Origin of the sequence: Polaribacter sp. AHE13PA (genome assembly GCF_019278505.1) — a bacterium.
Taxonomy (GTDB): domain Bacteria; phylum Bacteroidota; class Bacteroidia; order Flavobacteriales; family Flavobacteriaceae; genus Polaribacter.
The window spans coordinates 57,310-83,211 of sequence record NZ_CP058985.1; the positions used below are offsets into that span (position 1 = coordinate 57,310).

The 25,902-nt window shown below is 29.8% G+C and carries 21 protein-coding genes; 18 read left to right on the forward strand and 3 right to left on the reverse strand.

The features are described 5' to 3' along the window. The first annotated feature begins 15 nt into the window (after positions 1-15). The 12 genes from H0I28_RS00240 to H0I28_RS00295 are packed head-to-tail and all read left to right on the forward strand — an operon-like array spanning position 16 to position 13,630. Entirely contained in the window at positions 16-1,134 is a 1,119-nt protein-coding gene (locus H0I28_RS00240) for a glycosyltransferase (protein WP_218759996.1), read from the forward strand. Between the two features lie 13 nt (positions 1,135-1,147). Further along, complete coding sequence (locus tag H0I28_RS00245) at positions 1,148-2,122, forward strand: nitroreductase family protein (protein WP_218759998.1); 975 nt, start codon at positions 1,148-1,150, stop codon at positions 2,120-2,122. A gap of 16 nt (positions 2,123-2,138) precedes the next feature. Then, a complete protein-coding gene (locus tag H0I28_RS00250; RefSeq protein ID WP_218760000.1) occupies positions 2,139-3,281 on the forward strand; it encodes a polysaccharide pyruvyl transferase family protein in 1,143 nt (380 codons plus the stop codon). A 1-nt stretch (position 3,282) separates the two neighbouring features. Then, positions 3,283-3,828, forward strand: coding sequence for a putative colanic acid biosynthesis acetyltransferase (locus H0I28_RS00255; RefSeq protein WP_218760001.1), 546 nt, complete (start codon positions 3,283-3,285; stop codon positions 3,826-3,828). After that, the gene (locus tag H0I28_RS00260) at positions 3,821-4,744 is read left to right on the forward strand and encodes a glycosyltransferase family 2 protein (RefSeq protein ID WP_218760003.1); all 924 of its coding nucleotides are present in this window, start codon (positions 3,821-3,823) and stop codon (positions 4,742-4,744) included. Before H0I28_RS00255 ends, H0I28_RS00260 begins: the two co-directional genes overlap by 8 nt. Continuing rightward, positions 4,745-5,494: a glycosyltransferase family 2 protein gene (locus tag H0I28_RS00265; RefSeq protein ID WP_218760005.1), complete on the forward strand. Its 750-nt coding sequence runs from the start codon at positions 4,745-4,747 to the stop codon at positions 5,492-5,494. A gap of 3 nt (positions 5,495-5,497) precedes the next feature. Next, complete coding sequence (locus tag H0I28_RS00270) at positions 5,498-6,421, forward strand: NAD-dependent epimerase/dehydratase family protein (protein ID WP_218760007.1); 924 nt, start codon at positions 5,498-5,500, stop codon at positions 6,419-6,421. Positions 6,422-6,425: 4 nt separating this feature from the next. After that, the gene (locus tag H0I28_RS00275; RefSeq protein WP_218760009.1) at positions 6,426-7,400 is read left to right on the forward strand and encodes a glycosyltransferase family 4 protein; all 975 of its coding nucleotides are present in this window, start codon (positions 6,426-6,428) and stop codon (positions 7,398-7,400) included. Further along, positions 7,390-8,496 carry an aminotransferase class I/II-fold pyridoxal phosphate-dependent enzyme gene (locus H0I28_RS00280; protein WP_218760011.1) on the forward strand — a complete coding sequence of 369 codons (1,107 nt, stop codon included), beginning with the start codon at positions 7,390-7,392 and terminating at the stop codon, positions 8,494-8,496. Before H0I28_RS00275 ends, H0I28_RS00280 begins: the two co-directional genes overlap by 11 nt. Before the next feature lie 31 nt (positions 8,497-8,527). Then, entirely contained in the window at positions 8,528-10,441 is a 1,914-nt protein-coding gene (locus H0I28_RS00285; protein WP_218760013.1) for a nucleoside-diphosphate sugar epimerase/dehydratase, read from the forward strand. A gap of 24 nt (positions 10,442-10,465) precedes the next feature. Continuing rightward, complete coding sequence (locus tag H0I28_RS00290; RefSeq protein WP_218760015.1) at positions 10,466-11,233, forward strand: polysaccharide biosynthesis/export family protein; 768 nt, start codon at positions 10,466-10,468, stop codon at positions 11,231-11,233. A 3-nt stretch (positions 11,234-11,236) separates the two neighbouring features. Then, positions 11,237-13,630: a polysaccharide biosynthesis tyrosine autokinase gene (locus tag H0I28_RS00295; protein ID WP_218760016.1), complete on the forward strand. Its 2,394-nt coding sequence runs from the start codon at positions 11,237-11,239 to the stop codon at positions 13,628-13,630. 94 nt (positions 13,631-13,724) lie between these two features. On the opposite strand, the gene H0I28_RS00300 is transcribed toward H0I28_RS00295, so the two are convergent. Further along, positions 13,725-14,462 carry a tyrosine-protein phosphatase gene (locus H0I28_RS00300; RefSeq protein WP_218760017.1) on the reverse strand — a complete coding sequence of 246 codons (738 nt, stop codon included), beginning with the start codon at positions 14,460-14,462 and terminating at the stop codon, positions 13,725-13,727. A gap of 154 nt (positions 14,463-14,616) precedes the next feature. On the opposite strand from H0I28_RS00300, the gene H0I28_RS00305 reads away from it, so the two are divergent. Further along, the gene (locus H0I28_RS00305; RefSeq protein ID WP_218760018.1) at positions 14,617-15,468 is read left to right on the forward strand and encodes an N-acetylglucosamine kinase; all 852 of its coding nucleotides are present in this window, start codon (positions 14,617-14,619) and stop codon (positions 15,466-15,468) included. Between the two features lie 137 nt (positions 15,469-15,605). Here the strand turns inward: H0I28_RS00305 and murF are convergent, their stop codons facing one another. Together murF and gldJ are read right to left on the reverse strand one after the other, a co-directional pair. Next, positions 15,606-16,862, reverse strand: a complete 1,257-nt coding sequence (murF, locus tag H0I28_RS00310; protein ID WP_218760019.1) for a UDP-N-acetylmuramoyl-tripeptide--D-alanyl-D-alanine ligase — start codon at positions 16,860-16,862, stop codon at positions 15,606-15,608. A 67-nt stretch (positions 16,863-16,929) separates the two neighbouring features. Continuing rightward, entirely contained in the window at positions 16,930-18,603 is a 1,674-nt protein-coding gene (gene gldJ / locus H0I28_RS00315) for a gliding motility lipoprotein GldJ (RefSeq protein ID WP_218760020.1), read from the reverse strand. 202 nt (positions 18,604-18,805) lie between these two features. Here gldJ and porU point away from each other — a divergent pair, with 202 nt between their 5' ends. The 5 genes from porU to H0I28_RS00340 all read left to right on the forward strand — a co-directional run bounded on the left by porU (position 18,806) and on the right by H0I28_RS00340 (position 25,741). Continuing rightward, positions 18,806-22,243 (forward strand): type IX secretion system sortase PorU, encoded by a 3,438-nt coding sequence (gene porU / locus H0I28_RS00320; RefSeq protein ID WP_218760021.1) that lies wholly within the window; start codon positions 18,806-18,808, stop codon positions 22,241-22,243. 43 nt (positions 22,244-22,286) lie between these two features. Beyond that, positions 22,287-23,432 carry a type IX secretion system outer membrane channel protein PorV gene (porV, locus tag H0I28_RS00325; RefSeq protein ID WP_218752270.1) on the forward strand — a complete coding sequence of 382 codons (1,146 nt, stop codon included), beginning with the start codon at positions 22,287-22,289 and terminating at the stop codon, positions 23,430-23,432. Between the two features lie 80 nt (positions 23,433-23,512). Continuing rightward, positions 23,513-23,995: a cytidine deaminase gene (locus H0I28_RS00330; protein ID WP_208888576.1), complete on the forward strand. Its 483-nt coding sequence runs from the start codon at positions 23,513-23,515 to the stop codon at positions 23,993-23,995. Between the two features lie 152 nt (positions 23,996-24,147). Further along, positions 24,148-24,528, forward strand: a complete 381-nt coding sequence (locus tag H0I28_RS00335) for a group III truncated hemoglobin (RefSeq protein WP_218760022.1) — start codon at positions 24,148-24,150, stop codon at positions 24,526-24,528. 148 nt (positions 24,529-24,676) lie between these two features. Continuing rightward, complete coding sequence (locus tag H0I28_RS00340) at positions 24,677-25,741, forward strand: 3-oxoacyl-ACP synthase III family protein (RefSeq protein WP_218760023.1); 1,065 nt, start codon at positions 24,677-24,679, stop codon at positions 25,739-25,741. Positions 25,742-25,902: the final 161 nt, after the last annotated feature.

Genomic DNA, 25,902 nt, shown 5'->3' on the forward strand with positions numbered 1-25,902 from the left:
ATTAGGATTACATAAATGAAGAAAATTTTAGTTATATACCCAGGCTTTCCACATTATAGAAATGGAATAATTGAAGAATTATTAGAAGATAAAGAAAATGAATATTTTTTTATTGGAGATGATAATATGATGGGGACTTCTATTAAACCTTATGATTTTAAAGGGAATGAAAAATTCTTTAATGCACCTTCTTATAAGGTGAAAAACTTTATTTTCCACAAGAAAATGATAGCTTATATTTTAAAAAATGATTTTGATAGTTACATATTTCATTCATCTCCTTTTTGGATAACTATTTTAATTTCTTTTTTCATATTAAAATTAAAAGGAAAAAAATGTTATAATTGGACACATGGGCTGTTAAAAGATGAAGATAGTTTTAAATCTAAATTTTATCTAAATTTTTATAAACTTTTTGATGGTATAATTCTTTATGGAAATGGAGCTAAGAAGAATATGATTAATAAAGGGTTTCCAAAAGAAAAATTAACTGTTATTTATAATTCTTTAAATTATAAAAAACAAATTATAAATAGAGATAAATTAAACGTAGATGATTTTATTACTTTAAAGAAAAAAATATTTGGAACTAATTATAAAAGACCACAATTAATATTTATAGGTAGATTAACAAAACAAAAAAAATTAACAGTTTTATTAGAATTAATTGATATTTTAAATAAAAAAGGACAAAATTTCAACCTTGTTTTTGTGGGTGATGGCCAAGAAAAAAAGAATTTAGAACTAATAACATTAGATAAAGGTTTAGATGATCAAATTAAATTTTATGGTCCTTCTTATGATGAATTTGAAATTTATAGTTTAATTGCAAGTAGTGATTGTTGTGTCTCTCCAGGAGAAATAGGTTTAACAGCTATTCATTCTCTAACATACGGGACTCCAGTTATATCTCACAATAATGCTAATTATCAAATGCCAGAATTTGAATCTATTATTGATGGAGTAAACGGAAAATTATTTGAATATAATGATACCAATAGTTTAGTAGAAGCTGTTTTATCTTGGTTTAATGATAATAAAGATAGAGAAGTTGTAAGGAATAATTGTTACAAGGTTATAGACGAAGTTTTTAACCCTGTAAATCAAAAAAAAATTATTAATAAAATAAAATAATAATTGTAAGATAATGAAAAAGTTTATTAAAAAATATTTACCATTTGGTTTATATATTGGTGTTTTAATAGCCTATTTTAAGGCGTATATTAAATTTGTAAAGTACTCTTCTATAGTTAATGATAACGGAAGCACTAAACTAATAAGTAAGATTATAGCAGATTATCATGTCGTAGAAAAAGGGCTAACGATGTCTGAAACAAGGTTAGGTTTTGGTAAGGATAGAGTTTTACAACTTATTAAATATTGCGAAACTTATGTTTCTAAATACGATAATAAAGATGTTCAACTTATTCATGCTATAAATGTTATTACAGAGTATAGAGTTTTTCATGAAAAAGTAGATTTTACTTTAGATAAAGACCTTTTAGATCGTATTTATAAAGTAGAAGCTTTATTAGCTAAAGCTACACCATCTCAACAAAAGTACTTTACAAGAGATGAATATTATAAAAACATAGATGAACGTTTTGAGTTGTTTTCAAAATCTAGGTTAAGTGTTAGAAATTATTCAGACAAAGTTATCCCTGTAGAAGAATTAAAAAAAGCGGTAGATTTAGCAAAGCACTGCCCTTCATCTTGTAATAGACAAACAATTAGAACTAATGTTTATTCTGATAAAAATTTAATTAAGCAAGTCTTAGAAATTCAAGGAGGAAATAGAGGTTTCGGTCATTTAGCAGATAAATTAATAATTCTTACTTCAGATTTGTCTTATTGGCATGGTGTTTATGAAAGAACAGGCCCTTATGTAGATGGAGGTATTTTTGCAATGAATTTGTTATTATCGCTACATTCATTAAAAATTGCTACTTGCCCATTAAACTGTAACTTATCACCAGCAAAAGAAAAAGCATTAAGAAAACTGTGTAACATACCTTCTAATGAGGTATTTGTAGTAATGATGTCTTGCGGTTACACACCAGATGAATTTAAAGTACCTTATTCTAAAAGGTATGATGTAGATAGTTTAATAAGAATTCATTAAAATTGATATAAAAAATATGAAGAAAATTGGAATAATTACTATTGTACATGTAAATAATTATGGAGCAGAATTACAAGCTTTTGCATTACAACATAAATTAAATAAATTAGGTTATAATGCAGAGTTAATTAATTACTTGTTTTATAAAAACCCTAAATTTAAACCTACAAAAAAGTCTCAACCTTTTATTCAATTATCGTTAAAACAAAGAGTAAAAGAATTTGTTTATCCATATTTTAAAACAGTTAAATCATTACCATATTTAAAACAAAAAAAGTTAAGAGATAATAAGTTTGCAGAATTTCATAAGTTATATACTAAACAAACAAATGAGATTAATACAATAGATAAATTGTATAATACAAAGTTTGATTACGATATTTATGTTGTGGGAAGCGACCAGGTTTGGAACCCTAATACGAATATTAATATAGAACCTTATTTTTTAACATTTGCACCAAAAGATAAACTAAAGGTTTCTTATGCTTCTAGTTTTGGGGTTAATTCAATACCGTTAATTCATCAAGAAAAGTACGCTTCTTTACTTGGTAATTTAGATAAAATTGGGACTAGAGAAAAAACGGGTGTAGAAATTGTAAAAAGTATCTCTTCTAAAGAAGCAACATGGGTGTTAGACCCAACTTTTTTATTAAATAAAAGTGAGTGGAGCGAATTTGAAGTTTCTACAGATATTAAGAAACCCTATTTATTAATGTATGTTTTAACAGATTCTGATTATATTTCTAATTTAGCTAATCAAATAGCAAAGAAACATAATCTTCAAATAGTTAGAATTTGTAAAAATGCGTTTGTTGAAGATAAATCAGAAAACGTTATTAATATAATTGATGCTGGACCAAGAGAATATTTAGGTTTGTTTGCTAAAGCAAGTTTTGTTTTAACAACATCATTTCATGGTACCTGTTTTTCTGTTAATTTTAATATTCCATTTTTTACTATTTTAAAGAAAAATAAAACAAACAATTCTAGACAAATAGATTTATTAGCAGACTTAGGTATTAAAGATAGAATACTTTTTATAGAAGATAAAGTTTCTGACGATGATTTAATGTCTATTAACTTTGCGGATGTAAATGTTAAATTAGAAAAAAATAGAAACAATTCTTTAAAATTCTTAACTGATTCAATTTCAGAATAAAATGAAGTACGAAAAATATAAAAATCAACTAGGTGTTAAGAATAAAATAGCACGGCTTTTATGGTGGTTTGTTTGGTTGTTTATGTTTCGTCCTTTTGGTTTACCTTTTTTTAATGGATGGAGGATTTTTTTGTTAAGAATGTTTGGTGCAAAGATTGGCAAAGGATGTAAAATAACGGCCTCCGTTAAAATTTGGGCACCTTGGAATTTAGAGATGGGAGATTTTGTAGCTTTTGGCTTTGATTCTTTTTGTTACAACCCAGGTAAAATAATTATTGGTAATAAAGTAGCTATTTCTCAAAGAGCACATTTGTGCAGTGCTTCTCATGATATAACAAAAAAGGAAAACCCATTAATTGTTAGTCCCATTATTCTTAAAGATAGATCTTGGGTCGCTGCAGATTCTTTTATTGGTATGGGAGTTACTGTAAATGAAGGTGCAGTTGTTGGTGCAAAAGCGGCTGTTTTTAAAGATGTAGAAGCATGGACTGTGGTAGGTGGTAACCCAGCCAAATTTATTAAAAAAAGAGTTTTAGATAATGATTGATAAAAAAACATCACTAACAGCTTTAGTACTTACTTATAATGAAGAAATGCATCTTAAAAGATGTTTAGAATCATTAAAAGATATTTGTGACGAGATTGTAATTATAGATTCTTTTTCAAATGATGAAACAGAAAATATTGCTAAAGAATTTGGAGCAAGATTTTATCAGAACCCATTTGTAAACCATGCAGTTCAATTAAATTGGGGAATAGAAAATGGAGAAATAAATACAGATTGGGTAATACGAGTAGATGCAGATGAATATATTTCTGATGAATTAGCAAGTAGTATTAAAAATGAGTTACCTACTTTAAAAGAAGATATAACCGGTGTAAGAGTTAAAAGATTAATGTATTTCTTTAATAAACCTCTTAAGAAAGCAGGTATGTATCCAATTTGGCATTTAAAGCTGTGGAGACACGGTAAAGCACTATGCGAACAACGTTGGATGGATGAACGAATGAAGTTATCTAATGGAGATACCACAACTCTAGAAGGTGATTTAATTGATAATAATTTAAACAATTTAACTTGGTGGACACAGAAGCATAATAGTTACGCAACTAGAGAAGCTATAGATATTTTAGATAAAATTTATAATTTTACAAACTCAGACGTAGTTAATGCAAACCTTTTTGGTTCAGCAGAAGAAAGAAGAAGATGGTTTAAGAAAAAATATTTAAACCTTCCGTTGTTTGTTCGGCCAATAATTTTTTGGTTTATAAGGTATATTCTTCAGGGTGGTTTTTTAGAGGGTAAAAGAGGTTTTATATGGAATGCATTACAATGTGGATGGTATCGTTTTTTAGTAGATGCTAAAATCTATGAAGCGTATAAAGCTGCAGGAAAAGATAAAAATGAATTAATAAAGTACTTTAAGGATACTTACGGTTACGATATTACTAAAATAGGGTAGATGAAAATATCTATAATTACAGTCTGTTACAATAGTGCTAAAACAATTGAAAAGACTTTTAAATCTGTACAAAGTCAAACTTATAATAATATAGAATATATTGTTGTAGATGGAGGTTCTAAAGACACTACATTAGATATTGTACAAAAATATAAAGAATTAGTATCTCAATCGGTTTCTGAACCAGACAAAGGTTTGTATGATGCCATGAACAAAGGAATTAAAATGGCTACTGGAGATTTAGTAGGTATTTTAAATTCTGATGATATTTTTACAGATGACCATGTGTTAGAAAATATAGCAAATTTTCATCTAGAAAATAAAGAAATAGATGCTTCTGTAGGTAATATTTTACAATTTAATGAAGAAGGAAAAACAGTAAGAAAATATTCTGCTAAAAACTGGAACCCAGAGAAGCTAAAAATTGGTTTTATGCCAGCGCATCCAGCGATATTTTTTAAAAGAGATTTGTTTAAAAAATATGGGCTTTACCATTTAGATTTTACGATTGGTGCAGATTATGAATTAATTACTCGATTTTTCTTACAACATAAGATCACTTGGAAATTTTCTGATATTACAACGACATCTATGTTAATTGGGGGTGTAAGTAGTTCTGGTTTTAGTAGTTATCAATTAATTTCAAAAGAAATTAAAAAAGCATTGACTAGAAACAATATAAAATTTAGTTATTTAAAAGTACAGTTAAGAGGTTTCTGGAAAATAATAGGGTTTTTAAATAAAAAGTAATTGATGAACAGTAACTTACATATCATTACAGGAAATAAAGGTTTTGTTGGGCTTAATTTGATAGACTATTTTAAGAGACAGAAAAAAGAAACTGTTGGTGTATCTAGAACACCAAAGAACGAAGAGCTTAGTTATGAAACTTTAAGTTTAGAGCAACTTAACCGAGCTAAGAGTTTTATTCATTTAGCAGGGAAAGCCCACGATTTAAAAAAAACATCTGAAGACAAAGAATATTTTGAGGTAAACACAGAATTGACTAAAACACTTTTCAATCAATTTTTACAAAGTGATTGTGAGGTATTTATATACATGAGTTCTGTAAAAGCTGCTGCAGACGAAGTAGAAGGTCTTTTAACCGAAGAATTAAAGCCAAACCCAGTTACGGTGTATGGAAAATCTAAATTAGCCGCAGAAACATATATTTTAGCACAAGAAATTCCTGACAACAAAAGAGTGTATATTTTAAGACCTTGTATGATTCATGGTCCTAATAATAAAGGAAATTTAAATTTACTGTACACTTTTGTCTCTAAAGGAATTCCGTATCCTTTTGGTAAATATGAAAATGCAAGATCTTTTGTTTCTGTAGAAAATTTATGTTTTATAATTAATGAATTGATAGAGAATACAAGTGCACCATCTGGTATTTATAATGTGGCTGATGACACTTCTTTATCTACAACAGCTTTGGTTAAAATTATAGGGGATGTCATAGAGAAACCTGCTAAGGTTTTAAATATTCCAAAGTTTTTTGTAGAGGTTTTAGCAAAAGTAGGAGATGTATTGCCATTACCTGTTAACTCTGAAAGGGTACAGAAATTGACAGAAAATTACGAAGTATCTAATGTAAAGATCAAAAAAACACTTCAAAAAGAATTACCTTTATCAGTAGAAGAAGGAATCAAAAAAACAATAGCATCATTTTAAGTTTATGGAGAAGAATTTAATCGTTTTATGTATATTAATTGTAGCCTCTTTTGTGTATTTAAAGTTGGCTAATAAATTTAATATTGTAGACAAACCCAATGAAAGAAGTTCGCATACGAAAGTAACAATACGTGGAGGGGGAATTATTTTTCCGATTGCAATTTTATTATTCTTCTTTTTGAATGATTTTCAATATCCCTTTTTTGTTTTAGGATTGTTTTTAATTGCTTTTGTTAGTTTTTTAGATGACATCTACACGTTAAGTTCAAGAGTTCGGTTTCCTTTTCAAATAATTGCTATATCCTTAATATTATTTCAAGCAGCGTTCCCTGTTTTTCCATTGTATTATTCAGTACTTTGTTTAGTGTTGGGGGTTGCAGTAATTAATATGTTCAATTTTATGGACGGTATTAACGGCATTACAGGCATGTATAGTTTGGCTGTATTATCTGGTATGTATTTTATCAACTTAAATGAGGCCATCGTTCATACAGATTTAATTGTATTTTCTGGTTTGTCTCTTCTGGTTTTTGGTTTTTATAATTTCAGAAAAAAAGCACTTTTTTTTGCTGGAGATATTGGGAGTATCGCCATAGGGATGTTGCTCTTTTTTATCGGATTTTTATTTGTTTTAAAATTACAATCTCCAATATTTTTATTGTTAATTTTAGTGTATGGAGTAGATACAGCTCTTACAATGCTATATAGAATTGTCTATACGAAGGAAAGTGTTTTAGATCCTCATAGGCACCATGTGTATCAAAAATTGGTTGATGTATCTAAAATGTCACATTTAAAAGTTTCTATAGGATATGCTGTACTTCAGTTAGTTGTAAATTTTACCATCCTTAAAACATATAAATTAGAGTTGTCAACTCAATTGATAGTATTTTTTGGGGTGATTGTACTTTTTATTATACTTTATATTTTCCTTTTTAGATTGCTTGCTAAAAAAGCAAAAATGAACAATGCAACATAAAATTCCTTTAGCTGAGTCTCATATAGATATTGATTTAAAAACTTCTTTTTCATCAATAGATATTGATGTTGTTGCAGAATTTGAAAAATCTTTAGAAAAGTATTATGATTATAAGAAAAGTGTTTTAGCAGTAAATTCTGGAACTTCTGCCATTCATTTGGCATTAATTTTAAGTGGTGTAGCAAAAGGAGATGAGGTTTTATGTCAATCGTTAACTTATGTTGCTACTATAAACCCAATTATTTACCAAAATGCAACCCCTATTTTTATCGATAGTGAGCAGGATACTTGGAATATGTGTCCTATTCAATTAGAGCGCGCTATAAAAGATAGAATCTTAAAAGGGAAAAAACCAAAGGCAATTGTTGTTGTCCATTTGTATGGTATGCCAGCAAAAATTGATGAAATAGTTGCTATTTCTCGTAAATACAATATCATTTTAATTGAAGATGCTGCCGAAGCTTTGGGTGCAGAGTACAAAGGAAAGAAATGTGGTACTTTTGGAGATTTTGGAATTCTTTCTTTTAATAATAATAAGATTGTTTCTACTTTAGGTGGCGGAGCATTAATTTGCAATACAGAAATTGAAAAAGAAAAAGCCTTTTTTTATGCCACACAAGCTAAGGAAAATGAAAGACATTATGAACACAAAGTAATAGGGTATAACTACAGAATGAATTCTTTAGGTGCCCTTATTGGAATTACTCAACTTAAAAAGCTGAAAACATACCTGAAAAAAAGACGTATAATTAATGATTTTTATAAAGAATCTTTTAAGAACTTTTCAGGAGTATTTTTCTTAAAAGAGCCTTCAGCATCTATTGTGTCAAATCATTGGCTGAGCTGTATTCTTTTAGAAGTTGAAGAGGTTGCTGTTACAAAGCATAAGCTGCTGGATGTACTTAAGAAAAACAACATTGAAATTCGCTTTTTATGGAAACCGATGCACTTACAGCCTGTTTTTAAAGAGTATCCGTACTATGGTGGTGAAATTGCAGAAAATTTATTTCAAAAAGGAATCTGCCTTCCATCTGGATCTACTCTCCTAAAAAATGATTTAATCAGAATCTCAGAATGCATTAAGAAATTTTTGTAGATTTGTAAAAAAAAAACTAGAAAACTAAAAAATGATAAGAACCTTTTTTCTTCGAACCTTAAATAAATATGCATCTAAATGGCTAGTTTTATTGATAGACTTATCCTTAGTTTTTATCGCTTTTTTTATTGCCTATTTTATACGTTTTAATGTAAGCTTTAATTTTAACATCTCTAATTTATTAAATCAAATACCTTATGTTTTAGGTTTTGCTTTCATCAGTTTTTTAACTGTAGGTTCTTACAAAGGGATTATCAGGCATACAGGAGTTCGAGATGCTTTTAATGTATTTATTGCAAGTTCATTAGTTTGTTTGTTATTACTTTTGGCGGTTACCTTTAATGTTTTTTTTAAAGTAATCGATTCTTTTTACATTCCAAAATCCATTATTATTATCCATTATTTAGTAACTACTTTAGTACTTATTTTAAGTAGGTTTATCTTTAAAGCCTTTTATGAAGTGTTATCTACAGAGATAGAAACCATTCATAATGTTTTAATCTATGGAGCAGGTGACTCTGGTATTATTGCTTTAAATGCGTTAAATAGGGATAAACAAAACAATTATGATGTTATCGGTTTTATAGACGACAATAAAAATAAAATAGGAAAGAAAATTGATAGAGTATTGATCTTTAACTCTAATGTTATTAATAAAAAATTTATAGAAAAGCACTCCGTTGATCAAGTGATTATTTCGATTCAGAATATCAAGCCAAATCGATTATTAGCAATTACTGATAAGTTTATAAACCTAGATATTGATGTGAAAATAGTACCTCCTTTATCTAAATGGATAGATGGAGATTTAAACGCCAATCAAATTAGACAAATTAAGATCGAAGATTTATTAGATAGAGCACCTATTATTATTGATAATCCGATTGTACAAAGAGAAGTGAATAATAAAGTGGTATTGGTTTCTGGTGCTGCAGGTTCTATAGGAAGTGAAATTTCTAGACAACTAAGTTTATACAATTGTAAATTAATAGTACTTATAGACCAAGCAGAGTCTCCTTTGTATGATTTACAACAGGAGTTAATTCAGAAAGGAATTACCAATTTTGTAGCCATTGTTTCTGATGTCAGAGACCGGTTTAAAGTAGAGCGTATCTTTAAAAAATACAAACCTCAAAGGGTTTTTCATGCAGCTGCATATAAGCACGTTCCTTTAATGGAAAAATCGCCGTATGAAGCCATTAAAGTAAATGTGTTAGGAACAAAAAACATAGCAGATTTATCCCATGAATATGGCATAGAAAGGTTTGTAATGGTTTCTACAGACAAAGCGGTGAACCCAACCAATGTAATGGGAGCTTCTAAACGTATTGCAGAATTATATATAAGTTGTGTAAGTAAAATTTCTAAGAAAACGAAGTTTACCATTACTAGATTTGGAAATGTTTTGGGATCTAATGGGTCGGTAATTCCATTATTTAAAAGACAAATTGAAAATGGAGGGCCTTTAACTGTAACTCACAAAAAAATTACACGATATTTTATGACCATTCCAGAAGCGTGTAGCTTGGTTTTAGAAGCAGGAACGATGGGGAAAGGTGGTGAAATATACATTTTTGATATGGGGAAATCTGTGAAGATTTTTGAAATTGCAAAAAGGATGATTTATTTATCTGGTTTACGATATCCAGAAGATATTGATATAAAAATCACAGGTTTAAGACCAGGAGAAAAATTATATGAAGAGTTATTGGCAGATGGAGAGAACACTACAAAAACCTACCATGATAAAATAATGATTGCGAAAACGCAAAAGTTAGACAACTCAATTGTTAAAATTAAAATTGATGATTTATCTCTTAATTTTGACAAACTAAACAATAGTGAATTGGTGGCATTAATGAAAACGTTAGTTCCTGAGTATGTTTCTAATAACTCTGAATTTGAGATATTAGATGTTAAGCTTAAAGAAGTTAAAATAAAATAGTATTTTCGCAAAAAAAAAGCATAAATGATTAAAGTTAAAATAACAATCCTTTTTTTAATATTGATAACATCTTCTTGTGTTTCTAACAAGGATATTGCCTATTTTCAATTTGATGAAATTGAACAGAGTAAGGTTAGTAATAAATTTGAGACTATTTTTAAACCAGATGATTTGTTGGAGATAACGATATCATCAGACAATATAGAAGCAACTATACCTTTTAATTTACCAGCTGTAACTTTTAGTTCTACCACAGGAGCAGCTTTAGGTAGTCCAAAACAGCAAACGTATTTAATAGATAGTAAAGGAGAGATTGATTTTCCTGTATTAGGTAAATTAAAGTTAGGAGGTTTATCTAGAGAGGCTGCTTTAGAGTTGTTAAAAGAAAAGTTATCTCCAGATTATGTTACCAATCCAACCATTAATATTCGAATCGCTAATTTTAAAGTAACCGTATATGGTGATGTCAAAAATCCAGGTACGTTTACGATTCCTAACGAGAGAGTTAGTATTTTAGACGCTATAGGTTTGGCTGGAGATTTAAATATTTCTGGAAAAAGAGATAATGTATTGGTTATTAGAGAAGAAAATAATAAGAAAGTAAAATATAGAGTAAATCTCTTATCGAATAAAACCTTGACTTCTCCCGTATTTTATTTACAACAAAATGATGTGGTGTATGTAGAACACAATAAGGCAAGGATCCAATCTGCTTCCTCCAATTCGAATACAACCTTAATTATATCCGTTACAAGTTTGATTATTACTTTAGTATCTATTTTAACAAGATAAGAAATGCAATTACATAAAGAAAATACGAGTTTTAAAGGTAACGAAGAAGGTGAAACTTTAAATATTCGTGAGGAGTTAGAAAAGTACTTATTTCATTGGAAATGGTTTGTTCTTGGTGGAATTATTTCACTTATTATAGCTTTCATGTATTTAAGATATAGTACAGCTCAATATAGTGCATCTACTTCTATAATGATAAAAGACAACCAAAAGTCTGGAATCTCACAAGAATTGGAGGCTTTTAAAGATATGGGAATTGTTGGTGGAAGCTCTTCCAATAATACGGATAATGAAATAGAGATTCTAAAGTCTCGTAAAATTATTGGAGCAGTTGTAGATACTCTCAATCTAACGACGCTCTATTTTCAAGAAGGGAGAGTAAAAAGAACAGAAGTTTATACTAAAAACCCTATTAAAATAGAATTTGATAGGAATAATGAATCTTTATCAAAGGTTGAAAAAGATACCACTTTTACAATTAATATCATTTCAGAGAATAAATTTCAATTGAAAGATGTTGAAGGTAATTTTTTTTCAGAGAACAACTTTAATGAAACAATAACTTCAGGTATTGGTGATTTTAAAGTTCTAAAAACAGAAAGTTTTGAGTTTAAAAATGAAAATAACATTTATATTAGAATCTTAAAAAGAAGTAAAGTAATAGATAGCTATAAATCTGCTGTTAGTATTAATACGGTTAATAAAAATTCAAGTGTTTTATCCTTATCATTAACACATCCGATTAAAGAAAAAGCAGAAGATGTTTTAAATGAACTAGTTGAGCAATATAATTTTGATGCGATTAAAGATAAGAGTGAAGTTTCTCAAAAAACGAAAGCCTTTATTGATGAACGCTTATCGGCTATTGGGAAAGATTTAAATTCGATTCAAGATCGGGTAAAGAATTTTAAAACAGATAATAATATTACCGGTCTTTCTGCAGAGGGACAATTAGCTTTGGAAACAGCATCATTAAATAACGAAAAGTTAATTAATATAAAAACACAATTAAATATTGCTGAGGGAGTTTTAAGTAATATAAAAAATCAGTCTAATAGCGACGAAACGTTACCACAAAATTTAGGCTTTTTTGAAGGTTCTATTTCAAGTTCTATTAAAGCATATAATGAGTTAGTGGTGTATAAGAATCGCTTAAGTGTAACTGCTGGTGATAAGAATCCTCAAATTATACAATACCAAAAAGAAATTAATTCTTTAAAAATTAATTTAAGAAATAGTATTTCTAATTTAATTACTTCCTTAGAAACCCAGTATGCTCAAATTAGTAGAGAGGCTAATAAAATAAATTCTAAGGTTTCTGCCATTCCTGCATTAGAAAGAGGGTATATAGATATAGAGAGAGAACAAGAAATTATTTCTGGTTTGTATTCTTATTTATTAAAGAAAAAAGAAGAAACTGCCATCTCTCTGGCGGTTACGGTGCCAAATGCTAAAATTATAGATGTAGCATATAGTAACGGAATTCCAGTTTCTCCAAAAAGGAAAATAATCTTTTTAGGTGCCTTATTACTAGGTTTAATAATTCCTTTTATAATTATTTATGTTAAAGACCTTTTAGATACAAAAATCCACACTCGAAAAGATATCGAAGAATTAACTACGGTGCCTTTTATGGGAGATGTACCACATTCTGAAACTAATGAGAAAGTTGTTATTGGAAACGATGCAAGAACAAGTACAGCAGAGGCTTTTCGTTTGATAAGAACCAATTTAGATTTTATGTTGCCTACTAAAGAAGGTAATGAAGGCAAAACAATTTTTATTACTTCCACTACCAGTGGTGAAGGGAAATCTTTTATCTCTATTAATCTTGCAGCGGCACTTTCGCTTTCTAATAAAAAGGTATTATTAATAGGTTTGGACCTTAGAGCTCCTAAAGTTACAGAATATTTAGGGATTCCAGAACGTAAAGGAATTACTAACTTTATTACAAATGAAAAAATTGTTTTAGATGATATCAAGTTTTCTATTCCAGAAATTAAAGGATTAGATATTATTGCATCTGGTGTTATTCCGCCAAACCCTGCTGAATTATTATTGCATTCTAAGGTAAAAGATTTATTTGAAGAGGTTAAAAATGACTATGATTATATTATTGTAGATACTGCACCTGTAAATTTAGTAACAGATACCTTGTTGGTCTCTAAGTATGCAGATATGTTCTTATATGTTTCTAGAGCTAATTATTTAGACAAACGCATGTTAAATGTTGCGCAGACGTTGTATAATGAAAAGAAGTTACCAAATATGGCTATTGTTTTAAATGACACAGACATGACAAGAGGTTATGGCTATGGTTACGGATATGGTTACGGTTATGGAAACGCTTATGTAGAAACCGTTAAAAAACCTTGGTATAAAAGAATTTTAAGCTAAAAAAGTTGTCTGATTTTGTCATACTGAATTAAAATTTTAATAATAATCTATATATAGATTCACAAAAAAAAGCATCCAATTGGATGCTTTTTTATTATATGAATTTTTTATTGTTACTTAAGAGATGCTTAATTTTTTCTAAATTCTTTTTAGTTCCTATCTTTTTTAGAAGTTCTAAATGGTTCTTATGATGTGTATCGGTACCAACAAAATCATATAAATTTTCTTTTAATATTTTTTCACATACTTTTTGCACTCCTTTTCCATATTGCTCTGTAAGGGATAATAAATTTAACTGAAACAAACAACCTGCTTTTTTTAATTTATAATAATGGGTAAAGTCATTGTGAAGAAAACTATAGCGCTCAGGGTGAGCTAAAACGGGTTTGTATCCTTTAACTTGTATTTCAAAGAGAATTTCATAAAGATTAATTGGAGCACTGAAATAAGACATTTCTACCAAAACATAATTGTCTTTTAATGTAAGAATGTCATTCTTTTCTAATAATTCAGAAAACTGTTCATCCATCATGTATTCTGCAGCTGCTTGTATGTAAACATCTGTAATATTTCTTCTTTGTAACTCTTCTTGTACTTCTCTAAGTTTGTCTTTTATAGTATCCGAAGAGTTTTGATAAAGATCTCCCAAAACATGAGGTGTTGTAATGATATTTTTAATACCATAAGAATGCATCTTATTTATTAATGCTATAGAGGTTTCTATATTTTTTGCTCCATCATCAATTCCTGGCAGTAAATGTGAATGGATATCTATAAAGCCATCTGGAAAAAAATCGATTAAAGGAATTTCTTTCTTTTTAAAAAAGATCATATCATTATTTTAGAACAAATTTACAATAATTTAACGTGTTTCATAAATGTTATACTCAATCAAAATAAAATATTTAATACGAAAACGATTGAATATTGATTTCCTATTGTATATCAATTTTAGTTGTAATATCTTTGAGTAAAACAATATAATTATGATTTTAATTGCAGATGGAGGTTCTACAAAAGCAGACTGGATTGCTATAAATAAAAATAAGGAAGAGGCTTTTAGAACAAGGACACTTGGTTTAAATCCTGCTATAGTTCCAGCAGAAGAACTTTATAACAGAATCATTAACATGTTTCAATTAATTAATGTTAAAGACGATGTAGAAGAGATTCATTTTTATGGAGCGGGTTGTGGTACTCCTAAGCCTATTCAGATTTTAAAAACTATTTTAGAATCTATTTTTGTGAATGCAAAAATAGTTATTTCAGAAGATATGTTAGCGGCTGTTTACGCGGCAACAGGTAATGAACCAGCTTTAGTTTGTATTTTGGGTACGGGATCTAATAGTTGTTATTATGATGGTAAAAACATGGAAATGTTAGTGCCTTCTCTAGGATATATTTTAATGGATGAAGCAAGTGGTAATTACTTTGGTAAAAAATTGATTATCGATTATTTCTATAACAATATGCCAGTAAAAATTGCTGAGAAATTTAAAGAAGAGTTTGATCTTGATCCAGACTATATTAAGAAAAACTTATACAGAGAACCAAACCCGAATATGTATTTAGCATCTTTTGCAAAGTTTATGTTCGATTTTAAAGAAGAAAAATATATTAAAGAAATTATTATAGCAGGTTTTCAAGAGTTTTTTAAATATAGAATTTTACCTTACAACAAAACTGCAGAAACACCAATTTACTTTATTGGTTCTATAGCGCATTACTTTAGAGATATTTTAGAAGAAATGGCTGTAAAAAACAATTTAGTTATTACTGATGTCATACAGAGACCTATTGATAACTTATTAGAATATCATAGAAATAATATCAAATAATAGTAAGGTCCGATAAAAATATTTTTATCGAGAAATGGTAGACATTTGATTTTAAATTATAATTATTTAGAATAATGTTGTGGACTCGATTGTTGTTTCCCAAATCGAAGCAATCTTAAGTTTTTTTGGCAATAATATCAACTAATAGCATCTAACAGTCTTTCTAAACGCATTCCTCTTGAACCCTTAATCAGAATTGATTGATGTTTAAGAGGATTGTTTTTTAGATGGCTTAATAAGTCCTCAAACGTTTTAAACAACGAGTTCTTTGTTTTGGTTTGATGAAAATTTGCGCCAACAAAAAAACAATTGTTAAAGTGCAGGCTCTCTACAAAGTTTACTATATTTTGATGTTCTTCTAAGCTCGTTTTTCCCAACTCGAACATATCACCCAAAATAACGGTTTTACTTTCAGCTTTAATATCTTCAAAATTTTCTAAGGCAGCTTTCATGCTTGTAGGATTCGCATTATAAGCATCTAAAATAATGGTATTCGTTGTTTTTTTAATGATTTGCGAACGATTGTTTTCTGGGGTATAGTTTTCTATTCCAGCTTTTATATCTTGATTAGAAACCTTAAAATGATTTCCAATAGTACAAGCAACAGCGATGTTTGTGTAATTGTATTTCCCGATTAGGTTACTTTGTATTTCGTTAGAATTTAAAGCTAATTTTACAAACGGATTTACCTCCATAAATTGCAAATCATCTAGAAACGGAATAGATTCTATGCTCTTTGTCTTGTCCACTTGTATCGGATCTTGTGGGTTTATAAAGACAGTCTTATTATGTTCTTCTAAATAGGCGTATAATTCACTCTTAGCAGTTATAACTCCTTCAATTCCGCCAAAACCTTCTAAATGTGCTTTTCCGAAATTGGTGATATAACCAAAATCAGGTTTACAAATAGTACACAGAAATGCAATCTCTTTTTTATGATTTGCGCCCATTTCTACAATGCCTATTTCTGTTTCAGGCGTCATGGAGAGTAGGGTAAGAGGTACTCCAATATGATTGTTTAGATTTCCCTTGGTGGCACTCGTTTTATATTTTGTAGATAATACGGCGTTTATCAACTCTTTGGTCGTTGTTTTACCATTACTACCTGTAAGACCAATTATAGGAATAGCGAGTTCTTGTCTGTGGTATTGTGCTAATGCTTGTAGTGTTTCTAAAACATCATCAACCAAAATAGTATGAGGATGTTTATTATATTTTTCTTCATCTATTATGGCATAAGATGCGCCTTGCTTTAAAGCTTCTTCTGCAAATACATTTCCATTAAAATTATCGCCTTTTAGGGCGAAGAAAATAGTATTTTTTCTAATAGTTCTAGTATCCGTGTCTACAAGAAAATGTTGGGTGTATAATTGGTAAATGTCTTCGATTTTCATCTTTTAAAAATAAAAAAACCTCACTGTAATACATACAGTGAGGTTGTGTTCTTTAATAAATAGTGTATTATCTCGCTGAGTTTCTTGCTTTCTTATTTTTAGATGAAGACATAGGGCCTACTTTGTCTGTAACACATCTAAAACCAATAAAGTTTGTTGCCATATATTCTGGCAAATATCTTCTTTGAGCCGGGTCTAACCAGTATTCTCTATCAGACCAAGCACCGCCTTTGTATACTCTTGTTCTATTACTAATTAAAGTAGTTCTTTTTTTGTCATCATTTACTGAAATCTCTTCACCCGTTTCTGGATCTATTTCCTTCGTTGGATTCTTAGGAGAGTTGTACATACTTGGTTTAGAACCAAACTGATCTTGTTCATCTTCATAGAATCTAGAAGAGTTTAAATCACCATCACCTATATCAGTATTGTCTGAAACAGAAAAGTTTCTTCTTAAAGTAGCATCATCTTTAGTAATAGGAATGTATTTAATAGTTCCAGGTAATTGTTTTGGAGTTATTATGCCATTCGGTAAAGTATCATATTCTACTTCTGCGTTACTATTGCTATTTACAATAACAACTTTACCATCTTTATCAATCATCTTTTTGGTAAAAATATTACCTCTAAAATAATTAAAATCATTTGCTTCACTGTCTATAATAGGTCTGTACACATCAGATACCCATTCAGCAACGTTTCCAGACATGTCATACAGTCCGAATGCATTTGGTGGATACGATTTTACTTTAATAGGAATGTCAGATCCATCAGAACTCCAACCAGACAAACCACTATAGTTACCTTTTCCTTGTTTAAAGTTAGCCATTTGGTCTCCTTTATGTCTTTTGCTGGTTTCTCTAGAATATTTACCATCCCAAGCATATTTTTTTCTACCTCTAATATTGTTGTATTCTCTATTTTCAATATTTGCTTTAGCAGCAAATTCCCATTCTGCTTCTGTAGGTAATCTGTACTTCTGACTTAAAACACCGTCTGCTTGTGTAATTTTTCTACCCTGAAAAGCATCTCTACCTCCTTTAGTAGAACCACCTGTTCTAATCCCTCTTCTGTAGATTGTAGAATCTCCATCAAAAAGATTATCAGAATCAGCTAAGAAAACATCGGTATCAAAAAAGTTTCTAATACTATCGTTTTCAAAAATATTTTTAACATATCCTTTATCTATTAACTTTTTTAAGTTAACGGCATTGGTACGCCATTTACAGTATTGGTTAGCTTGTAACCAACTAACACCAACTACAGGATAATCTGAATAAGCCGGATGTCTTAAGTAATTTTCAGATAAAATATCTGTATTACCTAAACTCTTTCTCCAAACTAAAGTATCAGGTAAAACTGAGTTATAAATATGTTTGTATTTTTCTTCTGAAGGAGGAAAAACGTCTTTTGTATTCTGTACATATAAAAAGTACTCAGAATTAGTTACTTCGGTTTCATCCATATAAAATGAACGAATATGCATTTTTTTAGGAGTTGTATTCCAATCAAACATAACGTCATCTTGTACTTGTCCCATTGTAAATGAACCACCTTCTATAGCAACCATTCCTAAAGGAATTTCTTGTCCGGCAGTTTCACTTCCTCTTATATAGTTACCATACTTAGCATTGTTAAATGGCAATCCTGTAAGTGTCGATTTTCCTGAAGTTGATTTACTGCAACTAGCCAAGCTTAAGGCTGATAGTACAACTAAAGATATTTTTAATACGTTTCTCATTTCCTAATTAAAAATTAGTTTAAGGTTTTTATTATAGCGATGCAATTTACAATAATTCTACATTCATACAAGTAAAAGAGAAAATTTAACGCTGCATTTTTATTGCCACATTTAATTAAACGCTTGCTTTTTAAATTTAGTATAATTTATCTTTGTAAGACTTAAAATATCTCTAAATTATTTGCGTTATTTGAATACTATTATGAAAAAACAATATTTACTCCTTTTTTTTATTTTTTTAGTTCAAGTAATTTCTGCTCAGACCACTAATTCTGTACTTTCTACAGGAGATTGGTTTAAATTTTCTGTGGATACTACTGGCGTTTTTAAAATAGATAGAAGCCTATTACAACAAATAGGAATCTCTACAAATGGCTTAAATCCAAAGAAAATAAGTATTTATGGAAATGGTGGCGCCATGTTACCTGTTTTAAATTCTGATGACAGATTTCAAGATTTACAAGAAAATGCCATTTATGTAGAAGGAGAAGATGATGGTTCTTTTGGTGCGAATGATTATATCCTTTTTTATGCACAAGGACCACATGATTGGGAGGTAGATGCAACAAATAGTACCGCTAAACATAGGCAAAATATTTATTCGGATGAAGCATATTACTTTATCACAGTGTCTAATGACGATGGTAAACGGATTCAAGATAAGGCACCAATAACAACTACTGCTACCAAACAAATTACCATTTTTGACGATTATACTTTTTATGAAAAGGAGGAAAGAAATTTAATTGCTGCAGGTACTCAATGGTTTTCCAATACAGATTTTAATATAGAAAATACACAGAATTTTAAAATACCTTTTCCCAATGCGGTTTCTGGAGCAAATATATCAGTTGCAGTTAGAGGTGTTTCTACGTCTATCTCTTCTTCTTCAATGGCAGTAAATGTGAACGGACAAGACCTTTATAGTCTTAATTTTTCGCCAGCAAATACTACCGTTAGAGCATACACTTCTGAAAGAACAGGGAATATTGTAAATTCTGCAGATATTTTAGAGGTTTCTATTAGCTATAATAATAACGGAAACCCATCTGCAACTGCTTTTTTAGATTATATAGAAATTGTAGGTAAAAAAGAACTGATTGCAGCTGCAAACCAATTTTCTTTTAGAAGTTTTGAACAAGCAAATTCAGCAGGTGCTGTGGAGTATCGAATTGAAAATAATTCAACTATTTTTCAAGTTTGGGAGGTGTCAGACCATGTATCTCCTAAAATAATTCAGAATAATAGTACTGATACTAGTTTTACTTTTATTGCTGATGGAGGCACGTTAGCGGAATATCAAGTGTTGAATCCAAATGATTACTACACACCCAAAGCATTGCAAAACGGACGCATTGCAAATCAGAACCTACATGCTTTAAAAGATCTTAATTATGTTGTAATTACCAATACAGAACTTTCTAGTGAAGCCCAAAGATTGGCAGATTATCATCAAGAAAATTCTGGACTTATAACCAAAGTAATTATTTTAGATGATATTTATAATGAGTTTTCTTCTGGATCAAAAGATATCACCGGAATTAGAGATTTTCTAAAGCACTTATACAATCCTGATGCATCAGAAGAAAATAAACTAAAGTATGTGTGCTTTTTTGGGGATGCTTCTTATGATTATAAAGATAGAATTACGGGAAATAATAATATTGTACCTATAAAACTGTCTGATATTAGTTTTAACTTAGCTACTTCTTGGGTAACGGATGATTTTTATGTAATGTTAGATGAGCATGAGGGAACCATGAACCCTACTATATATACTATAGAAACTCCTACACGATTAAACCATACTATCGATGTAGCCTCAAGTAGAATTCCGGTTTCTACTTTAACGCAAGCCAAAGATGTGGTAAATAAAATTTTGTCTTATTATGATAAAAGCTCTTTAGGCGATTGGCGTAATACGATTACTATGTTGGCAGATGATATAGATAACCCTTCTAGTGATGGATCTTTGCAGCCAGGTTTAGATAGAATTGCAGAGTCTATAAAAACGAATAAACCTAGTTTTAACATCAATAAAATTTATGCGGATGCTTTTGTGCAAGAAAACTCATCGGGTGGAGAGCGTTACCCAGAAGTAAATGAAGCCATTACCAATGCCATCGAAAAAGGAACCTTAATATTTGATTATTTTGGTCATGGAGGAGAAGATGGTTTTGCAGAAGAAAAGATTTTAGATAAAGCTCAAATACAGGGTTTTAACAATCCTAATACATTACCTCTTTTAATAACAATTACTTGCGATTTTTCTAGATTCGATAATCCGAATAGAATTACTGCAGGTGAGCTTACTTTATGGAATACCAGTGGAGGTGCAGCTAGTATGATTACCACAACTAGAGAGGTTTATATTAGCACCGGACAAACGTTTAATGAAGATTTAATAAAAATTTTATTAGAGTATGAAGATCCAAATATTCCTGAAAATTTATCTATTTCAGAGGTGTTAACGGTAGCTAAGAATAGATCTTCTAGCTCTCAGAAATTCTTTATATTTTCATTTGGAGATCCAGCAATGAAACTTGCCATCCCTAAACCAAGTGTTCGTATAACTAAAATGAATGAAAAAGACATAACAAGTTCTATAGATACTTTAAAGGCATTGTCTAAAGTAAGTTTTGAAGGTGTTGTGGTGGATGAATTAGATGCTGTTTTAACCGATTTTAATGGTTCTTTATCTACTGTTGTGTATGATAAAGTAATAGAGAAAAGTACTTTAGCAAATGATGGAAACGGAAGTAAAGTGCCTTTTGATACGCAAGATAGTAAGTTGTTTAGAGGGAAGTCTACCGTAACAAATGGTGTTTTTAAATTCGATTTTGTGGTGCCTAAAGATGTGAAAATCGCTTACGGAAAAGGGAAAATAAGTTTTTATGCGGAAAATGGAGTTTTAGATAAAGCAGGTGCTAATTTCGATGTAATTGTTGGGGGAATTAATGATAATGCACCCGATGATACTGTTGGTCCAGAAATAAAACTTTATATGAATGATGAGTCTTTTATTGATGGAGGAAACACCAATGCATCTCCTAATTTAGTGGCTGTCTTAGTCGATGCAAGCGGAATTAATACTTCTATTACCGCAGTAGATCACGACATTGTAGGAGTTTTAGATGGAGATACTACCAACCCAATTATCTTAAATGACTTTTATGAAACTGAATTAGACGATTTTACAAAGGGAAAAGTTACCTATAAATTAAGGGATTTAGAAGTAGGACCACATACTTTAAAAATAAAAGCTTGGGACACTTATAATAATTCATCTGAATTAACGTTAAACTTTGTGGTTGTTAGTGATGCTGTATTAAATTTAGAAAATGTACTAAACTATCCGAACCCATTTGTTAATTATACCGAGTTTTGGTTTAACCATAACAAACCAAACGAGAGTTTAGATGTACAAGTACAGATTTTTACGGTTTCTGGTAAATTAGTAAAAACGATCAACCAAAATATACCCAATGCAGAAACGTTAGTAAGAAGTGTTTCTTGGAATGGTTTAGACGATTTTGGAAATAAAATTGGAAAAGGAGTGTATGTTTATAAATTAAAAGTAAAAGCAACCTCAAGTAACCTTATTTCAGAGAAGTATGAAAAATTAGTAATACTTCAATAAAAATTAGATATTTGTCAAATTAAAATAAGAATAAAGAAATCAAATGAAAAAATTAGGAATTTGTATTGCACTTTGTGCTTTAATAAGTGTAAAACTTTCAGCTCAAGAGAATTCTATTACAACAGCTACGCCATTTTTATTAATTGTACCAGATGCAAGAGCAGCAGGTATGGGAGATGTAGGTGTGGCAACTTCTGCAGACGCTTTTTCACTTTTTCATAATCCTGCAAAAATGACGTTTAGTAATAGACAAGTAAAAGCAGGTATTACGTATTCGCCTTGGTTACGTAATTTAACAGATGATATATTTGCAGGAACTGGTTCATATATAAACAGATTTAGTGACAGAGCAGCTTGGGGAGCTTCTGTAAAATACTTTTCTTTAGGTCAGATAGACTTAACGGATATTGATGCTAGAGGTTTTCCTGTATCCAATGGTATTATTAAACCAAATGAATTAGCGCTTACCGGAGCGTATTCTTTAAAGTTGAGCGAGACTTTTTCAATGGGAGTTTCTCTAAAATATATACATTCAGATTTAGGATTTCCAGGTAATGGATTAGAGCCTATAAATTCTTTTGCTGTGGATATTTCTGGTTATTACCAATCTTTCGAAGAAAACTACGGGGATTTTAATGGTCGTTATAGATTAGGTTTTAACATTGCTAATATTGGTCCGAAGGTTTCTTATAGTCCAGGAACAGGTAATGAAAATTTTATACCTACCAACTTAAAATTAGGTGGTGGATTCGATTTTATATTAGATGATTACAATACCATTTCTACCAACGTAGAATTTACAAAATTATTAGTGCCTACTCCACCAATTAGAGATACGGATGGTAATATTGTAGAAGGAGAAGACGACAATGTTGGTTGGGTAAGTGGAATTTTTCAATCTTTTGGAGACGCTCCAGGAGGATTTAGCGAAGAAATCCAAGAATTCACCTATGCTTTTGGTGCAGAATATTTATACAACAATGCTTTTGCTTTAAGAGGTGGTTATTTTCATGAAAGTCAAGATAAAGGAAATAGACAATATTTTACCTTAGGTGGTGGGTTTAAAACCAATGCTTTAAATGTAGATTTGTCTTATTTAATTAACTCTTCAGATGTAAATAATCCATTAGAAAACTCTTTACGATTTTCATTATCATTTGATTTAGGAGAAGTTTTTGATGATTATTAAAAGTCATTTATTTTTAGTAAGTTTATAACAATATTTAAAAGCAGTCAAATAAGGCTGCTTTTTTTGACGAATAGATTTTTATGAGAAAAATTGAAGTTTCAACATCAGCAACAGTCTATAATGATATTTCAGAATTATCTGCAGAAGATACTCTTTTAATGCAGAAAGCTATAGAAGCTAGAAAGAAAGCGTATGCTCCATATTCTAAGTTTCATGTTGGTGCCGCTTTATTATTAGACAATGGCGAAATTGTTTTAGGAAACAATCAAGAAAGTGCTGCATATCCTTCTGGTATGTGTGCAGAAAGAGTTGCCATTTGGAAAGCAGGTTCTGAATATCCAGATATGAAAATTATAAAATTAGCAATTACGGCAAGTTCTACAATAACCAACGTAAACAAGCCAATTGGACCTTGTGGTGCTTGTAGGCAAACATTGTCTGAATACGAAATCAATCAAAAATCACCATTTCAAGTCCTTTTTATGGGAGAAGTAGGTGAGGTTGTCGTTACAGAATCGCTACTTTCATTATTGCCTTTTTCTTTTGATAGCAAGTATTTATAATATCTTTTGGGCGTTTTAACGGGCTTTACATTTTATCTTTTTACTTAAAAAAGTAAAAAGGATGTCATTTCAATCCCTAACGCAAGCAAACAGCAACCTTGTAAACACTTGTAATATTTAAAGAATCCTTTAGGTGCTCTAAAAAATAAAATATGAAACCAGATATTTCATCAAGAAAAGATATAAAAAATATCATCACAAAGTTTTACGACTTGTTATTAACAGATAAAAAAATGATTCCTTTTTTTGAGGATATTGTTGCGCAAAACCATTTAGAAGAACATTTAGAGGTAATTTCTGACTTTTGGAATGACATTCTTTTTGATACCAATACGTATGCGAATAATGTGATGAAAAAACATGTAGATAAAAATGTTTTTGTTGCTTTTAAAAAAGAGCATTTTACCATTTGGATGTCGTATTTTTTTAAAACTATTGATGACAATTTTGAAGGAGAAAGGGCACATAATATGAAAAACAGAGCGAGGTCTATTGCTACTGTTATGAAGTTAAAAATGGGCGTATACCAATAACATAAGCGTAATTTTTCTCTATTTATATTTTTTCTCAAAAAGTAGTTTTGAATATCATTTTTTGTAAGGTTTTTTAATTCTATTAATAGTGAAATTCGTACTTTAGAGGGCTAATATTTTTTAAGTAAAATAATATTTAATATCAATTATGATTTCATCAAAAATAACAGGAACCGGAGCTTTTATTCCTTCTATAACTAAAGAAAACAAAGATTTTTTAAACGAACACTTTTTAAATGAAGATGGTTCGCCTTTTAATTCTGAGAACGATGTAATTATAGAAAAATTTAAGGCAATTACTGGTATTGAAGAAAGAAGATATGCAAAACCAGAATATACATCATCTGATTTAGCTTTTTTTGCGGCTCAAAAAGCAATAGAAGATGCTAACATCGATCAAGAAGAGTTAGATTATATTATTATAGCGCATAATTTTGGAGAAGTTAAAGCAGGGGGAAGTCAGAGTGATTTATTACCAAGTTTATCTACAAGAGTAAAACATAAATTGGGTATAAAAAACCCTAATTGTGTCGCCTATGACATTCTTTTTGGTTGCCCAGGTTGGATAGAAGCTACCATACAAGCGCACGCATTTATACAAGCTGGTATGGCTAAAAAATGTTTGGTAATTGGTGCCGAAACATTATCTAGAGTAGTAGATAAGTACGATAGAGATTCTATGATTTTTAGTGATGGAGCTGGAGCTTGTATCTTAGAAGCTACAGAAGAAACTGATGCTGGTATTTTGAGTCATGCAACCCAAACTTTTGCAAACGAAGAAGCTTATTATTTACATTATGGCAGTTCTTTTAACAAAGAAGTAGACCAAGACGTACAATATATAAAAATGCTAGGAAGAAAAATTTATGAATTTGCTTTGGTTCATGTTCCTGTAGCTATGAAATTCGCTTTAGATAAAGCTGGTGTAGAAATAGATGATGTTAAAAAGATTTTCATTCATCAGGCCAATGAAAAAATGGACGAAGCAATTATGAAACGCTTCTTTAGACAGTTTAAAAAGAAAGTTCCAGAAGGTGTAATGCCTTTAAGTATTACTAAATTAGGTAATAGCTCTGTAGCAACTGTACCTACACTTTTAGATTTGGTTTTAAAAGGAGAAATTGAAAATCAAGAAGTAAATAAAGGAGATGTTGTTATTTTTGCTTCTGTTGGTGCAGGAATGAATATAAATGCAATCGTTTATAAGTTTTAAAAAATTAAGGTTACAAGCAAACATATTAAATGATAGTTTGTTTTTACAATAGATAAGAAATATTGTAAAATATTTATAAAAGAAAACTCAAGAACATAAATTTCTTGAGTTTTTTTTATGCTTTATTTTTAATATATAGCAAGATATATTAATAAGTAATT

Coding starts and splice junctions, on each gene's coding strand:
- H0I28_RS00240 (WP_218759996.1), top strand. CDS start 16: ATGAAGAAAATTTTAGTTATATACCCAGGCTTTCCACATTATAGAAAT.
- H0I28_RS00245 (WP_218759998.1), top strand. CDS start 1,148: ATGAAAAAGTTTATTAAAAAATATTTACCATTTGGTTTATATATTGGT.
- H0I28_RS00250 (WP_218760000.1), top strand. CDS start 2,139: ATGAAGAAAATTGGAATAATTACTATTGTACATGTAAATAATTATGGA.
- H0I28_RS00255 (WP_218760001.1), top strand. CDS start 3,283: ATGAAGTACGAAAAATATAAAAATCAACTAGGTGTTAAGAATAAAATA.
- H0I28_RS00260 (WP_218760003.1), top strand. CDS start 3,821: ATGATTGATAAAAAAACATCACTAACAGCTTTAGTACTTACTTATAAT.
- H0I28_RS00265 (WP_218760005.1), top strand. CDS start 4,745: ATGAAAATATCTATAATTACAGTCTGTTACAATAGTGCTAAAACAATT.
- H0I28_RS00270 (WP_218760007.1), top strand. CDS start 5,498: ATGAACAGTAACTTACATATCATTACAGGAAATAAAGGTTTTGTTGGG.
- H0I28_RS00275 (WP_218760009.1), top strand. CDS start 6,426: ATGGAGAAGAATTTAATCGTTTTATGTATATTAATTGTAGCCTCTTTT.
- H0I28_RS00280 (WP_218760011.1), top strand. CDS start 7,390: ATGCAACATAAAATTCCTTTAGCTGAGTCTCATATAGATATTGATTTA.
- H0I28_RS00285 (WP_218760013.1), top strand. CDS start 8,528: ATGATAAGAACCTTTTTTCTTCGAACCTTAAATAAATATGCATCTAAA.
- H0I28_RS00290 (WP_218760015.1), top strand. CDS start 10,466: ATGATTAAAGTTAAAATAACAATCCTTTTTTTAATATTGATAACATCT.
- H0I28_RS00295 (WP_218760016.1), top strand. CDS start 11,237: ATGCAATTACATAAAGAAAATACGAGTTTTAAAGGTAACGAAGAAGGT.
- H0I28_RS00300 (WP_218760017.1), bottom strand. CDS start 14,462: ATGATCTTTTTTAAAAAGAAAGAAATTCCTTTAATCGATTTTTTTCCA.
- H0I28_RS00305 (WP_218760018.1), top strand. CDS start 14,617: ATGATTTTAATTGCAGATGGAGGTTCTACAAAAGCAGACTGGATTGCT.
- murF (WP_218760019.1), bottom strand. CDS start 16,862: ATGAAAATCGAAGACATTTACCAATTATACACCCAACATTTTCTTGTA.
- gldJ (WP_218760020.1), bottom strand. CDS start 18,603: ATGAGAAACGTATTAAAAATATCTTTAGTTGTACTATCAGCCTTAAGC.
- porU (WP_218760021.1), top strand. CDS start 18,806: ATGAAAAAACAATATTTACTCCTTTTTTTTATTTTTTTAGTTCAAGTA.
- porV (WP_218752270.1), top strand. CDS start 22,287: ATGAAAAAATTAGGAATTTGTATTGCACTTTGTGCTTTAATAAGTGTA.
- H0I28_RS00330 (WP_208888576.1), top strand. CDS start 23,513: ATGAGAAAAATTGAAGTTTCAACATCAGCAACAGTCTATAATGATATT.
- H0I28_RS00335 (WP_218760022.1), top strand. CDS start 24,148: ATGAAACCAGATATTTCATCAAGAAAAGATATAAAAAATATCATCACA.
- H0I28_RS00340 (WP_218760023.1), top strand. CDS start 24,677: ATGATTTCATCAAAAATAACAGGAACCGGAGCTTTTATTCCTTCTATA.